14 protein-coding genes are annotated in these 15,361 nt (G+C 74.7%); 4 read left to right on the top strand and 10 right to left on the bottom strand.

Annotation, left to right across the window (positions count from 1 at the left end; genetic code table 11):
- Positions 1 to 23: 23 nt before the first annotated feature.
- Positions 24 to 293 carry a 30S ribosomal protein S15 gene (gene rpsO, locus NP064_RS10160; RefSeq protein ID WP_066582054.1) on the bottom strand — a complete coding sequence of 90 codons (270 nt, stop codon included), beginning with the start codon at positions 291 to 293 and terminating at the stop codon, positions 24 to 26.
- A gap of 126 nt (positions 294 to 419) precedes the next feature.
- Positions 420 to 1,445 carry a bifunctional riboflavin kinase/FAD synthetase gene (locus tag NP064_RS10165; RefSeq protein ID WP_256813545.1) on the bottom strand — a complete coding sequence of 342 codons (1,026 nt, stop codon included), beginning with the start codon at positions 1,443 to 1,445 and terminating at the stop codon, positions 420 to 422.
- 93 nt (positions 1,446 to 1,538) lie between these two features.
- Between NP064_RS10165 and NP064_RS10170 the strand changes: the two genes are divergently transcribed.
- Positions 1,539 to 2,108 (top strand): NUDIX hydrolase, encoded by a 570-nt coding sequence (locus tag NP064_RS10170; RefSeq protein WP_227569773.1) that lies wholly within the window; start codon positions 1,539 to 1,541, stop codon positions 2,106 to 2,108.
- A 33-nt stretch (positions 2,109 to 2,141) separates the two neighbouring features.
- Here the strand turns inward: NP064_RS10170 and truB are convergent, their stop codons facing one another.
- The 6 genes from truB to rimP all read right to left on the bottom strand — a co-directional run bounded on the left by truB (position 2,142) and on the right by rimP (position 8,804).
- The gene (truB, locus tag NP064_RS10175) at positions 2,142 to 3,092 is read right to left on the bottom strand and encodes a tRNA pseudouridine(55) synthase TruB (protein WP_227569772.1); all 951 of its coding nucleotides are present in this window, start codon (positions 3,090 to 3,092) and stop codon (positions 2,142 to 2,144) included.
- An 89-nt stretch (positions 3,093 to 3,181) separates the two neighbouring features.
- Entirely contained in the window at positions 3,182 to 3,643 is a 462-nt protein-coding gene (rbfA, locus tag NP064_RS10180) for a 30S ribosome-binding factor RbfA (protein ID WP_227569771.1), read from the bottom strand.
- 103 nt (positions 3,644 to 3,746) lie between these two features.
- Entirely contained in the window at positions 3,747 to 6,635 is a 2,889-nt protein-coding gene (infB, locus tag NP064_RS10185; protein ID WP_227569770.1) for a translation initiation factor IF-2, read from the bottom strand.
- Between the two features lie 132 nt (positions 6,636 to 6,767).
- The gene (locus tag NP064_RS10190; RefSeq protein ID WP_308015359.1) at positions 6,768 to 7,151 is read right to left on the bottom strand and encodes a YlxR family protein; all 384 of its coding nucleotides are present in this window, start codon (positions 7,149 to 7,151) and stop codon (positions 6,768 to 6,770) included.
- Entirely contained in the window at positions 7,148 to 8,221 is a 1,074-nt protein-coding gene (nusA, locus tag NP064_RS10195) for a transcription termination factor NusA (protein WP_227569769.1), read from the bottom strand. Before nusA ends, NP064_RS10190 begins: the two co-directional genes overlap by 4 nt.
- A gap of 1 nt (position 8,222) precedes the next feature.
- Positions 8,223 to 8,804 (bottom strand): ribosome maturation factor RimP, encoded by a 582-nt coding sequence (gene rimP, locus NP064_RS10200; protein WP_227569768.1) that lies wholly within the window; start codon positions 8,802 to 8,804, stop codon positions 8,223 to 8,225.
- Between the two features lie 126 nt (positions 8,805 to 8,930).
- On the opposite strand from rimP, the gene NP064_RS10205 reads away from it, so the two are divergent.
- The gene (locus NP064_RS10205; protein ID WP_227569767.1) at positions 8,931 to 9,959 is read left to right on the top strand and encodes a DUF4439 domain-containing protein; all 1,029 of its coding nucleotides are present in this window, start codon (positions 8,931 to 8,933) and stop codon (positions 9,957 to 9,959) included.
- 181 nt (positions 9,960 to 10,140) lie between these two features.
- Here NP064_RS10205 and NP064_RS10210 read toward each other — a convergent pair whose 3' ends face one another.
- On the bottom strand, positions 10,141 to 11,943 hold the full coding sequence (locus NP064_RS10210; protein ID WP_227569766.1) for a proline--tRNA ligase: 1,803 nt from the start codon (positions 11,941 to 11,943) through the stop codon (positions 10,141 to 10,143).
- A 94-nt stretch (positions 11,944 to 12,037) separates the two neighbouring features.
- Here NP064_RS10210 and NP064_RS10215 point away from each other — a divergent pair, with 94 nt between their 5' ends.
- Positions 12,038 to 12,943 (top strand): Fpg/Nei family DNA glycosylase, encoded by a 906-nt coding sequence (locus NP064_RS10215; protein ID WP_227569782.1) that lies wholly within the window; start codon positions 12,038 to 12,040, stop codon positions 12,941 to 12,943.
- Between the two features lie 32 nt (positions 12,944 to 12,975).
- On the opposite strand, the gene NP064_RS10220 is transcribed toward NP064_RS10215, so the two are convergent.
- Entirely contained in the window at positions 12,976 to 13,872 is an 897-nt protein-coding gene (locus NP064_RS10220) for a GNAT family N-acetyltransferase (protein WP_227569765.1), read from the bottom strand.
- Positions 13,873 to 14,003: 131 nt separating this feature from the next.
- On the opposite strand from NP064_RS10220, the gene gabT reads away from it, so the two are divergent.
- Positions 14,004 to 15,353, top strand: coding sequence for a 4-aminobutyrate--2-oxoglutarate transaminase (gene gabT / locus NP064_RS10225; protein WP_227569764.1), 1,350 nt, complete (start codon positions 14,004 to 14,006; stop codon positions 15,351 to 15,353).
- The last annotated feature ends 8 nt before the right edge of the window (positions 15,354 to 15,361 follow it).

The raw sequence follows: 15,361 nt of genomic DNA on the forward strand, positions 1-15,361 counted from the left end.
GGGGTCCGGGCTGGTCGTGAGCGTCAGCGGCGCAGGCCGAGCCGCTCGATCAGGCTGCGGTAGCGGTTGATGTCAACCTTCTGCAGGTAGCCCAGGAGGCGACGACGCTGGCCGACCAGCAGCAGCAGGCCACGCCGGCTGTGGTGGTCGTGCTTGTGCTCCTTGAGGTGCTCGGTGAGGTCCTTGATGCGCTGCGTCAGCATCGCGATCTGGACCTCGGGGGAGCCTGTGTCACCCTCGTGGGTGGCGTACTCGGTCATGATGGACTGCTTGGTGGCACTGTCGAGGGGCACGGTTCTCCAGATGTGTCTCGTTGCGCGGTGCTCCGGGGCATGTCCACCCGGGCGCTCTCGTTCCGCGGCCGTTCTGACGGCCCTGTGATGTTACCAGGTGGAACGCATCGGGCGGCACCCCGGCCGTCAGTCCTCGTCCGCGACCCCGGCCAGGACCTCCCGCACGCGGGCGACGTCCTCGTGCATGTGCGCCACCAGCTCCTCGATCCCGTCGAACCGCAGCGTCGGGCGCAGCCGCTCGACCAGCTCCAGCACGACCTCCTCGCCGTACAGGTCGAGGTCGGTGCGGTCGAGCACGTAGGCCTCCACCCGGCGAGCCAGGCCCTCGAAGGTCGGGTTCGTGCCGATCGAGACCGCCGCGGGCAGCACCTTGTCGGGGGCGCCGGCGGGCAGGGTCGCCCGGCGCAGCCAGCCCGCGTACACGCCGTCTGCGGGGACCATGCCCGTGGCCTCCGGTGAGAGGTTGGCCGTGGGGAACCCGAGCTCGCGGCCGCGGGCGTCGCCGTGCACCACGACCCCGCGGATGCGGTGCGGGCGTCCCAGCACCCGCGCCGCCTGCCGGACGTCTCCTGCCTCGAGGAGCTCGCGCACCCAGGTCGACGACCAGCGCCGTCGCAGCGGCTCCTCGAGGCGCCGCTGCTCGGATTCCTCCCCCGCGCCGTCGCCCGCGCCGTCCTCCGGCGCGACGTCCTCGATCACCTCGACGGTGAACCCGTGGCGCTCGCCGAGCGCCACCATCGTCGACAGGTCGCCCTCGTTGCCCCACCCGAACCGCACGTCGCGCCCGACCACCACGGTGCGCGCGCCGAGGGCCCGGACCAGGTAGCGCTCGACGAACTGCTCGGGCGTCTGGCGGGCGAAGTCCAGGGTGTACTCGAGCATGAGCACGGCGTCGAGCCCGGTCTCGGCGAGCAGCTCGAGCCTGTCGGTGTCGCCGGTCAGGAGCGGGGGCGCCTCGTCGGGACGGTGCACCTGCTGCGGGTGCGGGGAGAACGTCACGGCGACCGCCTGGGCGCCCGCCGCGCGGGCGTCGGCCACCATCCGGGTCAGCACGCCCACGTGGCCGCGATGCACCCCGTCGAAGTTGCCGATCGTCACGACCGACGGCCCGAAGCCGTCCGGGACCTCGGCAAGGTCGGTCCAGCGGTGCACGTGCTCTCCTCAGGGGTTCTCGACACGGCGTCATGGACGCCAGGACAAGCCTGCCACGCTCCGGGGCCTCCCCCGCCCGCGTAAGGTCGGCGCATGCGCTGGCAGACCTTCGGGGAGCGGACCGTCTACGACAGCCCGTGGGTGCGGCTGGCGCTCGTGGACGTCGAGGTGCCCGGTCACGGACGTCTCGAGCACCACGTCGTGCGGATGCCCGCGGCGGCCGCTGGCACGGTCGTGCGCGACCCGGACCTCGGGGTCCTGCTGCTGTGGCGGCACCGTTTCATCACCGACACCTGGGGGTGGGAGATCCCCGCCGGGCGCGTCGACCCCGGGGAGACCCCGGCGCAGGCCGCCGCCCGCGAGGTGCTCGAGGAGACGGGCTGGCGGCCCGGCCCGCTCACCCCGCTCGTGAGCTACCACCCCACGAACGGGCTCAGCGACCAGGCCTTCCACGTGTTCGTCGCCGACGGCGCCACGCATGAGGGCCCGCCCTCGGACCCGAGCGAGGCGGAGAGCGTCGAATGGGTCCCGCTCGAGGACGTGCGGCGCCTCGTGCTCGAGGGGCGGCTGGGCGACGGACTGTCGCTCACCGCCATCCTGCGCTTCCTGCTGGACCCGGGCCCGCCGCTGGACCCGGGCCCGCCAGCGAGCCCGCCCCGCTGACCGACGGGAAGGCCGTCAGGCTCGCTCAGCCGCTCAGGCCGGCGCGAACACGAGCGTCGGCCACGCGTGCCCGCCGCGGCTCTCGAGCAGCGCGACCAGCTCGCCCTCGGGCGAGATCGCCGCGACCGGCTCGGACTCCGCGGGCGCGGCCTCGATCCGCTTGCCGTAGGACAGCGCCCTGGCCTCGTCGCCCGTGAGGTCGCGGACAGGGAACGTGGCGCGCGCGGCCTCGGCGAGCGGCAGCACGTCGAGCGGCACGTCCGCGGGCCACTCCTCGAGCTGCTCCAGGGTGCGCGCGGCGGCGATCGGGTACCCGCCCACGCGCGTGCGGCGCAGCGCGGTGAGGTGGCCGCCCACGCCCAGCGACTCCCCGAGGTCCCGGGCCAACGCGCGGATGTACGTGCCCGACGAGCAGACCACCGTGACGTCCAGGTCGAGCGCGGCGGGAGCATCCGCCGTGGCCGGGACCACCCGGGCCGCGTCGAGCGAGAACCGGCTCACCGTGACCGGGCGCGCGGCGATCTCGACCTGCTCCCCCGCCCGGACCCGGGCGTACGCCCGCTGGCCGTCGATCTTGATCGCGCTGACCGAGCTCGGGACCTGCTGGATCTGGCCGGTGAGCGCCGCGACGCCCGCCTCGACGGCTTCCCGCGCCACGGAGCCGGCGTCGACCGCGGCGACCAGCTCGCCCTCGGCGTCGTCCGTCGTGGTGCGCACCCCGAGCCGGATCGTCGCGGTGTACTCCTTGTCGGCGCCCACCACGTAGGTCAGCAGCCGGGTCGCACGGCCGACGCCTAGCACCAGCACCCCGGTGGCCATGGGGTCGAGCGTGCCCGCGTGCCCGACCTTGCGGGTGCCCGCCAGGCGGCGCATGCGGGCCACGACGTCGTGGCTCGTCCAGCCGGCAGGCTTGTCGACGACGACCAGCCCGTCGGCCGCGGTGGGGCGGCGGGGCGGGCGCGCTGCCGGGTCGGTGGATCTCACGCGGTCGTCCTTCGGTTCGCAGGTGGTGCGGGAACGGCCCGGAGGCTGCGCGAGTGCGCGCCTCCGGGCCGGCCGTGTCGTGCGTGGTCTCAGTCGCGGGCGGACTCGGGCTCGTCGCCCTCGTCGTCGTCCTCGACCGGCTTGCGGTACGGGTCCGCGTCGCCGGCGTACTGCGCCGCCGCGGCCAGTGCCGCGACCTCGGCGTCCCTGCGCGCCGCCTCATGGAGAGCGGCGTCCAGGTGCGCGGCCGTCTCGGGGACGGCGTCCAGGTGGAACTCGAGCGTCGGCGTGAGCCGGATGCCCGTCTGCTTGCCCACCTCGGAGCGGATCAGCCCCTTGGCGCTCTCGAGCGCGGCGGCCGTCCCGGCACGAGCCTCCTCGTCGCCATACACGGTGTAGAAGACGCTCGCGCTCTGCAGGTCGCCCGTCACCCGGACGTCCGTGATCGTGACGAAGCCCAGCCGCGGGTCCTTGACCCGCGTGTCGAGCATCCGCGCGACGATCTGCTGGATCCGTTCGGCGAGCTTCCTCGCGCGGCCATGGTCAGCCATGATGCCCAGCCTTTCTCCGTCGAACGCCCTCAGTCGAGGGCTGGTTGTCCGCAGACGCCAGGTGGCCCGCACCCGAGGGCACGGGCCACCTGGCGTCTGTCAGCTACTTGCGAGGCTTCTCGCGCAGCTCCCACGTCTCGATGACGTCACCGATCTCGACGTCGTTGTAGGAGCCGAGCCCGATACCGCACTCGTAACCCTCGCGGACCTCGGTCGCGTCGTCCCGGAACCGCTTGAGCGACTCGATCGTGAGGTTGTCCCCCATGACCTTGCCGTTGCGGAGCACGCGGGCCTTGGTGTTGCGCCGGATCTCGCCGGAGCGGACCAGCGAGCCAGCGATGTTGCCGAACTTGGAGGAGCGGAACACCTCGCGCACCTCGGCGGTGCCGAGCTGCGCCTCCTCGTACTCCGGCTTGAGCATGCCCTTGAGGGCGGCCTCGACGTCGTCGATGGCCTGGTAGATGACCGAGTAGAACCGGACGTCCACACCCTCGCGCTCCGCGAGCTCCTCGACACGCTCGCCGAACTTGACGTTGAACCCGACGATGACCGCGTTGTCCACGGTCGCGAGGTTGACGTCGTTCTGCGTGATCGCGCCGACGCCGCGGTGGATGACCCGCAGGTCGACACCCTCGCCCACGTCGATCTTGAGCAGCGCGTCCTCGAGCGCCTCGACGGCGCCGGAGACGTCGCCCTTGATGACCAGGTTGAGCGTCTCGACCTTGCCCTGCTGCAGCGCCTGCGTGAAGTCCTCGAGGCTGATGCGCTTGCGGCGCTTGGCCAGGAGGGCCGCACGCTCGGCGGACTCGCGCTTCTCGGCGATCTGACGGGCGGTGCGCTCGTCAGGGGCCACCAGGAACGTGTCGCCGGCGCTCGGCACCGACGCGAGGCCGAGGACCATGACCGGACGTGCCGGGCCAGCCTCGGTCAGCGCGTTGCCGTGCTCGTCGAACATCGCCCGGACGCGGCCGTGCGCCGTGCCGGCGACGATCGCGTCACCGACGTGCAGCGTGCCGGACTGGACCAGGACGGTCGCGACGGCGCCGCGGCCCTTGTCCAGGTTGGCCTCGATCGCCACACCACGCGCGTCCTTGTCGGGGTTGGCCCGCAGGTCGAGCGAGGCGTCCGCGGTGAGCAGCACGGCCTCGAGCAGCTGGTCGATGCCCTGGTGCTGCTTCGCCGAGACGTCGACGAACATCGTGTCGCCGCCGTACTCCTCGGCCACCAGGTTGTACTCGGTGAGCTGCTGGCGGATCTTGGCGGGGTTGGCCCCCTCCTTGTCCACCTTGTTCACGGCCACGACGATCGGCACACCGGCCGACTGGGCGTGGTTGAGCGCCTCGATGGTCTGCGGCATCACGCCGTCATCGGCCGCGACCACGAGGATCGCGATGTCGGTGACCTGCGCGCCACGGGCACGCATGGCGGTGAACGCCTCGTGGCCCGGGGTGTCGATGAACGTGATGGCGCGGTCCACGCCCTCGTGCTCGGCGCGCACCTGGTAGGCGCCGATGTGCTGGGTGATGCCACCCGCCTCGCCGGCGACGACGTCCGTGCGACGGATCGCGTCGAGGAGCTTGGTCTTTCCGTGGTCGACGTGGCCCATGACGGTGACGACCGGCGGCCGCGCCTGCAGCTCGTCGTCGCCCTCCTCCGCGAGCTCGGCGTCCAGGTCGATGTCGAAGGCCCCGAGCAGCTCGCGGTCCTCCTCCTCGGCCGAGACCATCTCGATGACGTAGCCCAGCTCCTGGGCGAGCGTGCCGAACGTGTCCTCGTCGAGCGACTGCGTCGCGGTCGCCATCTCACCGAGGTGGAACAGCACCGTGACCAGGCTGGCGGGGTTCGCGTCGATCTTGTCCGCGAAGTCGTTGAGCGAGGAGCCGTGGCGCAGGCGGACGACCGTCTTGCCGTTGCCGCGCGGGACCTGCACGCCACCCAGCGAGGGGGCCTGCATCTGCTCGAACTCCTGGCGCTTCGCCCGCTTGGACTTGCGCCCACGGACGGGGCGCCCTCCAGCGCGGCCGAAGGCGCCCTGCGTGCTGCCACGGCCGGCGCCACCCGGACGGCCACCGCCGCCGGGACGACCGGCGAAGCCGCCGCCACCGCCACCGGGGCCGCCACCGGCGCCACCGGGGCCGCCGGGACGACCGGCGAAGCCGCCACCGCCGCCACCGGGACGACCGCCACCAGGACGGCCACCGGGGCTCGGGCGCTCGCCCGGGCGGCCGACGCCGCTCGAGCTGCGGCCCGGCATCATGCCGGGGTTGGGGCGCGGGCCGCCGGGACGGGGACCGCCGGAGCGCTCCCCCGTGCCAGCAGGCGCGCCGGAGGCCGCCGGGGCGGCGTTGTCGTTGCGACGCTCACCCGGTCGCGGCATGCCCTGCGAGGGCGCGAACGGGTTGTTGCCGGGACGCGGGCCGCCGGGGCGGGGGCCGCCCTGGCCGCCGCCACCCTGGCGGTCCTGGCGGTCCTGGCCGCCGCGGGGCATGCCCTGCGACGGTGCGAACGGGTTGTTGCCCGGGCGCGGGCCGCCGGATCGGGCGGGCGCCGCGGGAGCGGGGCGCGGGCCGGGACGCGCGCCGGGCGCCGCGGACTGCGGACGCGCCGGGGCGGATGCCGCCGGACGCTCGGCGGGCGCGGGCGCCGCAGGAGCGGCGGGCGCAGCCGGAGCAGGGGCAGGGGCAGCAGCCGGAGCGGCGGCCGGCTTCGGCGCCTCAGCGGCGGGAGCCGGTGCGGGCGCCGACGGCGCGGGAGCCGCTGCGGGGGCGGGGGTCGGGGCCGGCGCCGCAGGCGCCGACGGGCGGGGCGCCGCTGCCTTCGGCGCGGGAGCCGCGCCGACCGGGTAGAGGTCGCGCAGCTTGCGGACGACCGGCGGCTCGATGGTCGAGGACGCCGACCGGACGAACTCTCCGAGCTCGCCCAGCTTGGTCATGATGGTCTTGCTTTCAACGCCGAGCTCTTTGGCGAGCTCGTAGACGCGGACCTTGGCCACATCTCTCCTGTCTCGGTCCGCCCAGACAGGTCGGACCGTCGTTAGTGCTGGGTACTCATCGCTGGGTACTCATCGGTGCGTGCTCATCGGGCAGCCATCGGCTTCTCAAACCCGCTTCCCATGTCGACGGTTCTACGCTTCCGGGCTCGGACCCGGGAGCTGGTGATGCCCTGCGGCCTCGAGGTGCGCCTGCACCGGCTGGACGTCCAGCGGCCCTGCGGTTCGCAGGGCACGCGGGAACGCACGTCGGCGTTCAGCGAGCTCAAGGCAACGAGGATCGGGGTGCAGCCACGCCCCCCGGCCCGGCAGACGTCGGTCGACGTCGACGACCAGCACGGGTCTCCCCGCGCCGTCCGTCTGGACGACCGTCCTCAACAGGACCGACCTCAGGTCGGCCGACCGGCACCCCACGCACGTGCGCACCGGCCCACCACTCGACGTGGCGGAGCGTTGATTGCTCGAGGAGGAGAGCCGAGCGTCCAGCCCAGCCTCGGAGAGTCTACCGCGCCGTGTCACCGGCTGTGACCGGAGCCGGCATCCTGACCCGTCGCGTCGTCCTGGCCCGCCGCGGCGGCCTCGGCCGCGTCAGACCGGATGTCGATGCGCCAGCCCGTGAGCTTGGCCGCGAGGCGGGCGTTCTGGCCCTCCTTGCCGATCGCCAGCGACAGCTGGTAGTCGGGGACGATCACCCTGGCGGCGCGGGCCACCGGGTCCACCACCGTGACCGAGAGCACCCGCGCCGGCGACAGCGCGTGGGCGACCATCTCCGCAGGGTCGTCCGAGTGGTCGACGATGTCGATCTTCTCGCCGTGCAGCTCGGACATGACGGCACGGACGCGGGCGCCCATCGGGCCGATGCAGGCGCCCTTCGCGTTGAGCCCCTGCACCCGGGTCCGCACGGCCATCTTCGTCCGGTGGCCGGCCTCGCGGGCGATGGACATGATCTCCACCGACCCGTCCGCCACCTCGGGGACCTCGAGCGCGAACAGCTGTCGGACCAGGTTCGGGTGCGTCCGCGAGAGCGTGATCTGCGGGCCCTTGGAGCCGCGCGCCACCTCGAGCACCAACGCGCGCAGCCGCTCGCCGTGCACGTACTCCTCGGTCGGCACCTGCTCGTGGGCGGGGAGCACGGCCTCCGTGCCCCGCACCTCGACGAGCACGACGCGGGGGTCGCGGCCCTGCTGGATCACCCCGCCGAGCACCTCGCCCTCCATGCCCCGGAAGGCGCCGAGCACCTGGTCGTCCTCGGCGTCCCGCAGCCGCTGCACGATGACCTGGCGCGCGGTCGCGGTCGCGATCCGGCCGAAGCCGGCAGGGGTGTCGTCGAACTCGGGACCGAGCACCACTGACGGCGGCGTCGCGTCGACCTCGCCGTCGCCCTCGGGCGCGGCCTGCGTGATCTCCTCGCGGGCCCACACCGTGACGTGGCCCGAGGCGCGGTCCAGCTCGACCCGGGCGGACGCCTGCGCGCCCGGCGTCCGGTGGTAGGCGGAGAGCAGCGCCTGCTCGATCGCCGAGACCAGCACGTCCAGGCTGATGTCGCGCTCGCGCTCCAGCATCCTCAGCGCCTGCATGTCGATGTCCACGTCAGCTCTCCTGTCCTGCCGACGTCGCGTCCTGCGCGTCGTCGTCCTCGTCGTCGGACACCTCGGCGAGCCGTCCCATCTCCACCTCGACCCGGCCGTCGCGGACCTCCGCGAGCGGCACCCGGACCGGCGTCCCCACCCGTGGCGGGCGCCCCTTGACCCCGGGGGTCTCGGGGGTCAGGACCAGGACCGCGGCGTCGGGCGCCGTGCGGTCCACGTCGTCGAGCCGCCCGCGCAGCGGCGAGCCGTCCGTGCGGGTCAGCGTCATCATGCGGCCGCGGGCACGCGTGAAGTGGCGGCGCTCGGTGAGCGCGCGGCCCACACCGGGGCTCGACACCTCCAACGTGTGCTCGCCGCCCACGACCGCGGCGTCGTCCAGCGCGGTGGAGATCGCCTGCGACACCTCGGCCACGTCCTCGAGGTCCAGGCCGCCGACCGCGTCCTCCTCGAGGTCGACCAGGATCCGCACGATCGACGACTTCCCGGCCCGGACCACCTCGACGTCCTCGAGCACGAGCCCTGCGGCGCTCACGAGTGGTTCCACGACGTCCCGGACCCGTTGCGCTGTTGCTGGCGCGGGCATGATCGCCTCCTGTCGGCTCCAGCGGGTCACCTGCGTGGTGTCGACCCTGTGTTGTTGTGTGGGACCAGCGTAACGAGTCCGCGTGCTCCCGCCGGACCGTGCCGCAGTCGTGGCAGGATCACCGCGATGACCGCGACCCGCCACACCCAGACCGCCCGCCCTGCTCTGGGCAGGCCCGCAGGCGTGCTCCGGCTCGCCGTCGCGGCGCTCGCCGCTGTGCTGCTGCTCAGCGGATGTGACCTTCGTCTCGAGACGCCGGCGCCGCAGCCCCGCCAGCCGGACGCCACCGAGCTGGCGCGCAGCAGGGCTGTGGACGACGCCGTGGCGCTGGCCGAGCACGCGCGGCTGGCGGCGCTGGCCCCGGCCGCGGAGGACGCCGCCGTGGCGGAGGCGCTCGACCAGGTCGCGGTGTTCGCCGACCTGCACTCCGACCAGCTCGGCGGCGTGTACGTCTCGGGCCTGGAGCCCGCCGGCGCGGAGACAGGGCCGTCGTCCTCGGCGCCGCCCCTGGTGACGCCGCAGGACGTGCTCGCCCTGCTCGGGGTCACCGCCCTGACGGCGCGCGCCGACGCCGACGCCGTCAGCTCGGGGGCGCTCGGGCGGCTCCTCGCCTCGGTGGCCGCCTCGCGCGCCGACCAGACCGCGCGGCTCGCGGCAGCGCTGGGCGTCGACGCCCCCGCCGGCGCGGCGGCGACGTTCGACACCGCTCCCGAGCCTGGCGCGGTGGACCTGCCCGTCCTGTCGTCCCTGGTCCTCGCCGAGGACGAGGCCGGGTACGCCTTCGAGGTGATCGCCGCCAAGCTCGCCGACGAGCAGCGAGCGCTGGCACAGCACCAGGCTGCCGCGCACCGCGCCAGGGCCCAGGTGTGGGCCGACGCGTCGGGGCTGGGCTCCGCCGGGTCCGACCCGCGCCGGGCCGCCTACGCGCTCCCCGCCGGCCTGGACGATCCGGCCGTCGCGGTCGACCTCGCCCGCGCCGTCGAGACGTCCCTGACCGCCGGCTACGCGAACCTCGTCGCCGAGGCGGCGCCCGGCACCCGCTCGTCGGCGGTGGACGCCCTGCGGCAGGCGACCGCCGACGCGGCGGCGTGGGGCGCCCCGCCGATCGCGTTCCCGGGCCTGCCGGAGCAGGCGGCCCCGGTCTCCCTGGGCTGAGCCCGCCCGCGCGCGCAACGCGCGGCTGACCCTGCCGAGCACCCCCGACCCGCGGAGCACCGCTGAGCGGTGTGGCGCCGCGCGCCAGAGGCCGTGCCGCCACGCGCCGCAGCCCGACCGCCCCTCACCTCGGGCGGTCGGGCTGCGGCTCGCGGTTGTCGTCAGCGGCTGGGCGAGGCGCTCAGGCCAGCAGCGCACCCACGAGCTCGACCACGCGATCTGCCGCCTGCTCGACGGGCACCTGCTCGGCAGCCGGCCCGTCGGGGCCGGCCACGCGCGGTCGCACCTCGACGACGCCGTCGGCCAGTCCACGGCCGACCACGACCACCAGCGGGACGCCGAACAGCTCGGCGTCGGCGAACTTCACGCCGGGCGAGACCTTCGGCCGGTCGTCGTAGAGCACCTCGACGCCGCGGGCGGACAGGCTTGTCGCGAGCTCCTCGGCGGCCGCGAACACCGCCGCGTCCTTGCCGGTGGCGACGACGTGGACGTGCGCGGGGGCGACGCCGGCGGGCCAGGCCAGGCCCTTGTCGTCATGGTTGGCCTCGGCGAGGGCCGCCAGCACGCGGGTGACCCCGATGCCGTAGGACCCCATCGTGACCACCTGGGACTTGCCGTTCTGGTCCAGCACGGTCAGCCCGAGGGCCTGGGCGTACTTGCGCCCCAGGGCGAAGATGTGGCCGATCTCGATGCCGCGCGCCAGCTCGAGCGGGCCGGAGCCGTCTGGCGCCGGGTCGCCCGCGCGGACCTCCGCGGCCTCGACCACCCCGTCTGCGGTGAAGTCGCGGCCCGCGACGAGGTCGAAGACGTGGCGGCCGGGCTCGTTGGCGCCGGTGATCCACCGGGTGCCGGGGACCACGCGCGGGTCGAGCAGGTAGCGGACGCCCAGCGAGCGGCCGTCCTCGTCGACGCCGGCGTTCGGGCCGAGGGCCTTGGGGCCGATGTAGCCCTTGACGAGCTCGGGGTGCGCGGCGAAGTCGGCGTCGACCGCGGGCTCGACCTCGGCGGGCGCCACAGCGGCCTCGAGGCGCTTCAGGTCCACCTCGCGGTCGCCCGGCAGGCCGATCACGACGAGCTCGCGCTCGCCGGTGGGCTGCACCAGGGCGAGGACGACGTTCTTCAGCGTGTCGGCCGCGGTCCACGCGCCCTCGGCGCGCGGGAAGCGCTCGTTGGCCACAGCCACCAGCGAGTCGATGGTGGGCGTGTCGGGGGTGTCCTCGACGTGCGCGGCGGGGGCGTCGTCGTACGGCAGGGCCTCGGGGACCACCGTGGTGACCGCCTCGACGTTGGCCGCGTAGCCGCCGGGCGAGCGGACGAAGGTGTCCTCGCCGATCGCCGTCGGGTGCAGGAACTCCTCGCTGCGCGAGCCGCCCATGGCCCCGGACGTCGCTGCGACGATGACGTGCTCGAGGCCCAGGCGGTTGAAGATCCGCTGGTAGGCGTCGCGCTGGCGCTGGTACGACGCCTCGAGGCCCTCGTCGTCGAGGTCGAAGGAGTACGCGTCCTTCATGATGAACTCGCGCCCGCGGATCAGCCCGGCACGAGGGCGGGCCTCGTCGCGGTACTTCGTCTGGATCTGGTACAGCGCGAGCGGCAGGTCCTTGTACGACGAGTACAGGTCCTTGACCAGGAGCGTGAACATCTCCTCGTGCGTCGGCGCCAGGAGGTAGTCCCCGCCCTTGCGGTCCTTGAGCCGGAAGATGTTGGGGCCGTACTCGGCCCAGCGCCCGGTGGCCTCGTAGGGCTCCTTGGGCAGCAGCGCCGGGAAGTGGACCTCCTGGGCGCCGGCCGCGTCCATCTCCTCGCGGACGACCTGCTCCACCTTCGCCAGCACACGCAGCCCGAGCGGCAGCCAGGTGTAGATGCCGGGGGCGGCACGGCGGATGTACCCGGCTCGGACGAGGAGCCGGTGGCTCGCGACCTCGGCGTCGGCCGGGTCCTCTCGCAGGGTGCGGACGAAGAGCGTGGACAGGCGAAGCAGCATGCGCTGAGCCTAGTGCTGCGAGATGGGCGCCCCGTGCGCGGCCCCGCGGCGCCCCGCCGTGCGCGGGGTGGGCGGGCTGCGCGACGATGTCCTCGTGCCCGAGCTGCCCGAGGTCGACGCGTTGGCCTCCTTCCTGCGCGCGCGCGCCGGCGGACGCGCCGTGACGGGCGTCGAAGTGGGCACGATCAGCGCGCTGAAGACCTTCTCCCCCGCGCCCGAGGCGCTCGTCGGCCGGCGCGTCGAGGACGTGTCCCGGCACGGCAAGTGGATCGACCTCACCCTGTCCGCCGAGGGCGCGACGACCGGCCCCGGCACGGCGCCGCACCTCGTCACCCACCTGGCGCGGGCCGGTTGGCTCCGCTGGAGCGAGCAGTCGCCCCGCACGCCCCTCCGCCCGGGCCGCTCGCCCATCGCCCTGCGGGTGCGGCTCGACGACGGGTCGGGCTTCGACCTCACCGAGGCGGGCACCCGCAAGCGGCTCGCCGTGCACATCGTCGCCGACCCCGCCGAGGTGCCCGCGATCGCGACCCTGGGCGTCGAGCCGCTGTCCGGCGAGTTCACCATCGAGCGGCTCGGCGATCTCCTCGCCGCCCGCAACCAGCAGGTCAAAGGGCTGCTGCGGGACCAGGGGACGATCGCCGGCATCGGCAACGCGTACTCCGACGAGATCCTGCACGCCGCGCGGATGAGCCCGTTCGCCCCGACGCGCTCCTTCGACGCCGAGCGCACGGCCGCGTTGCACCACGCCGTGGTGGGGGTGCTCGGCGACGCGGTGGCGGCCGCGACCGGCCAGCCCGCGGCGGAGCTCAAGGACGCCAAACGGCGCGGCATGCGGGTGCACGGGCGCACCGGGCAGCCGTGCCCGGGCGCCGACGGGACGCCCTGCGGCGACACGGTGCACGAGGTGTCGTTCGCCGACTCCTCGCTGCAGTACTGCCCCACCTGCCAGACCGGGGGCCGGCCGCTGGCGGACCGGAGGATGTCCCGGCTGCTGCGCTGAGCCGAGCGGGCCGGTCGAGCGATCCCGCCGGGCTAGAACAGGACGGTCGCGTACGTCCCCACCTGCTCGAACCCGACGGCGCGGTACGCCGCGAGCGCGCGCTCGTTGTAGTGGTTCGCGTACAGCGACACCACCGGTGCGATGTCGCGGCGTGCGGCCTGGACGACTGCGGCCATGCCGGACTTCGACAGGCCCTCGCCGCGCCGGGCGGGGTTGACCCACACCCCCTGGACCTGGGCCACTCCCCCGGCCACGGCGCCCAGCTCGGCCTTGAACACCACCCCTCCAGGGCGGCGGGAGCCGTGGCCGTCCTCGAACCGCGCGAACGACCATCCCTCGGCGATGAGCGTGCGCACCCGCGTCTCGTAGGGGCCCGTGCCGCTCCCGGAGACCGGCGAGTAGCCCACCTCCTCGACGAACATGCGCACGCACGCCGGCAGCACGGCGTCGTAGTCGGCGGTGGTCGTCCGCCGCACCCGCGGGTCCGGCGCCACGACCGGGTCGCCCGAGATCACCAGGGACGGCTGGTCGGCCCGCACCTCCCGCGCCCGCGGCCAGTGCTCGGAGAGGCGTTCCCACAGGCCCAGCACCATGGCGGCCTCCCCGACGATCGAGGACGAGCGGCGGCCCTGGGCCCGACCCATCGCGGCGAAGGCGTCCAGCGCCGCCGGGTCGCCGTCGGGCACCACGGGCACCAGGTTCGCGCCGGCCCAGCACACCGCGGTGAGGACGCCGTCGGCCTCGAAGCCCCAGAGCTGGCCGCCTGCGGCGCGCAGGCCCACCCGGGCGGCCGTCTCGATGCGGGCGGTCGCCAGGATGGACGCGACCGGGTCCAGCGCGCAGACGTCGATCGCGCGGGCGACGTCGACGTCGCCCAGCACACGGCCTCCGGCCCGGCCGTCCACCGCAGCCCCGCGCCACCGTCCCATGAGGGGATTCTGCCCCACCTGCGGGCTGCGGGCCGCTTGTCGCCCCCGCCTGGCCTGCTGCGCCCGGCAGGTTCGCGGCATCCGTCGTCCGAGGGCTTCCGCGGCGCCCATCAGCCCACTACGTTCCACCCATGTCGACGACATCCGCGCCACCTGCCCTCGCGCAGAGCCGATCCGTCCTGACCGCGATCCCCGGCCCGCGCTCGATGGCCCTCGCCCGGCGGCGCGCCGCGGCGGTCGCCGCCGGGGTCTCCTCCGTGCTGCCGGTGTACGTGGCCCGCGCCAGCGGCGCGATCGTGGAGGACGTCGACGGCAACCGCCTGGTCGACCTGGGCTCGGGCATCGCGGTGACCTCGGTCGGAGCCGCCGCGCCCGAGGTGGTCGCGGCGGTGGCGGCCCAGGCGGCCGACTTCACGCACACGTGCTTCATGGTCAGCCCGTACGAGGAGTACGTGGAGGTGTGCGAGCGGCTCGCCGAGCTCACCCCCGGGACCCACGAGAAGCGGTCGGTGCTCGTGAGCTCGGGCGCGGAGGCCGTGGAGAACGCCGTCAAGACGGCCCGACGGGCAACCGGGCGGGACGCGGTCCTCGTGCTCGACCACGCGTACCACGGGCGCACCAACCTCACGATGGCCATGACCGCCCGAGCCATGCCCTACAAGACCGGCTTCGGCCCGTTCGCCGGCGAGGTCTACCGCGTCCCGACCTCCTACCCGCTGCGGGATCCCGCCGGGATGACGGGCGCCGAGGCGGCCGCGCGGGCCATCGACGTCGCGGAGCGCATGGTGGGCGCCGATCGGGTCGCCGCGCTCGTGGTCGAGCCCATCCAGGGCGAGGGCGGCTTCGTGGTCCCGGCTCCCGGCTTCCTCCCCGCGATGGCCGCCTGGGCGCAGGCGCACGGCATCGTCCTGGTGGTCGACGAGGTCCAGACCGGGTTCGCGCGCACCGGCGCCATGTTCGCCTGCGAGCACGAGGGGGTCGTGCCCGACCTGATCGCGACGGCGAAGGGCATCGCGGGCGGCCTGCCGCTGGGCGCGGTCACCGGGCGGGCGGACCTGATGGACGCGGTGCACCCGGGCGGACTGGGCGGCACGTTCGGCGGCAACCCGGTGGCCTGCGCGGCGGCCCTGGCGTCGATGGCGCTGTTCGAGAGCCTGGACCTGGTGGGCGCCGCCCGCGCGATCGAGGCCGTGGTGCGCGCTGGCCTCGAGCCGGTGGCCGACGCCTCCCCCGCCGTCGCCGAGCTCCGCGGCCGGGGCGCGATGCTCGCGGTCGAGCTGGTGCGGCCGGGCACGCTCGAGCCGGACCGCGCCGCCGCCGCGCAGGTGGCCCGGGCCTGCGCGGCGGCCGGTGTGCTGGTGCTCACATGCGGCACGTGGGGGAACGTGGTGCGCCTTCTGCCGCCCCTGGTGATCGGGCGCCCGCTGCTCGAGGACGGCGTGGAGGTGCTGGCGGGCGCGCTGCGGGCCCTGCCCGCCTGACGCCGCGC

Source organism: Cellulomonas chengniuliangii (assembly GCF_024508335.1).
GTDB classification, from domain to species: domain Bacteria; phylum Actinomycetota; class Actinomycetes; order Actinomycetales; family Cellulomonadaceae; genus Cellulomonas_A; species Cellulomonas_A chengniuliangii.

Excerpts from the sequence above, each read along its gene's own strand:
- rimP (WP_227569768.1), bottom strand. The coding sequence starts at position 8,804 with ATGCCCGCGCCAGCAACAGCGCAACGGGTCCGGGACGTCGTGGAACCA.
- rbfA (WP_227569771.1), bottom strand. The coding sequence starts at position 3,643 with ATGGCTGACCATGGCCGCGCGAGGAAGCTCGCCGAACGGATCCAGCAG.
- NP064_RS10170 (WP_227569773.1), top strand. The coding sequence starts at position 1,539 with ATGCGCTGGCAGACCTTCGGGGAGCGGACCGTCTACGACAGCCCGTGG.
- NP064_RS10205 (WP_227569767.1), top strand. The coding sequence starts at position 8,931 with ATGACCGCGACCCGCCACACCCAGACCGCCCGCCCTGCTCTGGGCAGG.
- NP064_RS10210 (WP_227569766.1), bottom strand. The coding sequence starts at position 11,943 with ATGCTGCTTCGCCTGTCCACGCTCTTCGTCCGCACCCTGCGAGAGGAC.
- gabT (WP_227569764.1), top strand. The coding sequence starts at position 14,004 with ATGTCGACGACATCCGCGCCACCTGCCCTCGCGCAGAGCCGATCCGTC.
- NP064_RS10220 (WP_227569765.1), bottom strand. The coding sequence starts at position 13,872 with ATGGGACGGTGGCGCGGGGCTGCGGTGGACGGCCGGGCCGGAGGCCGT.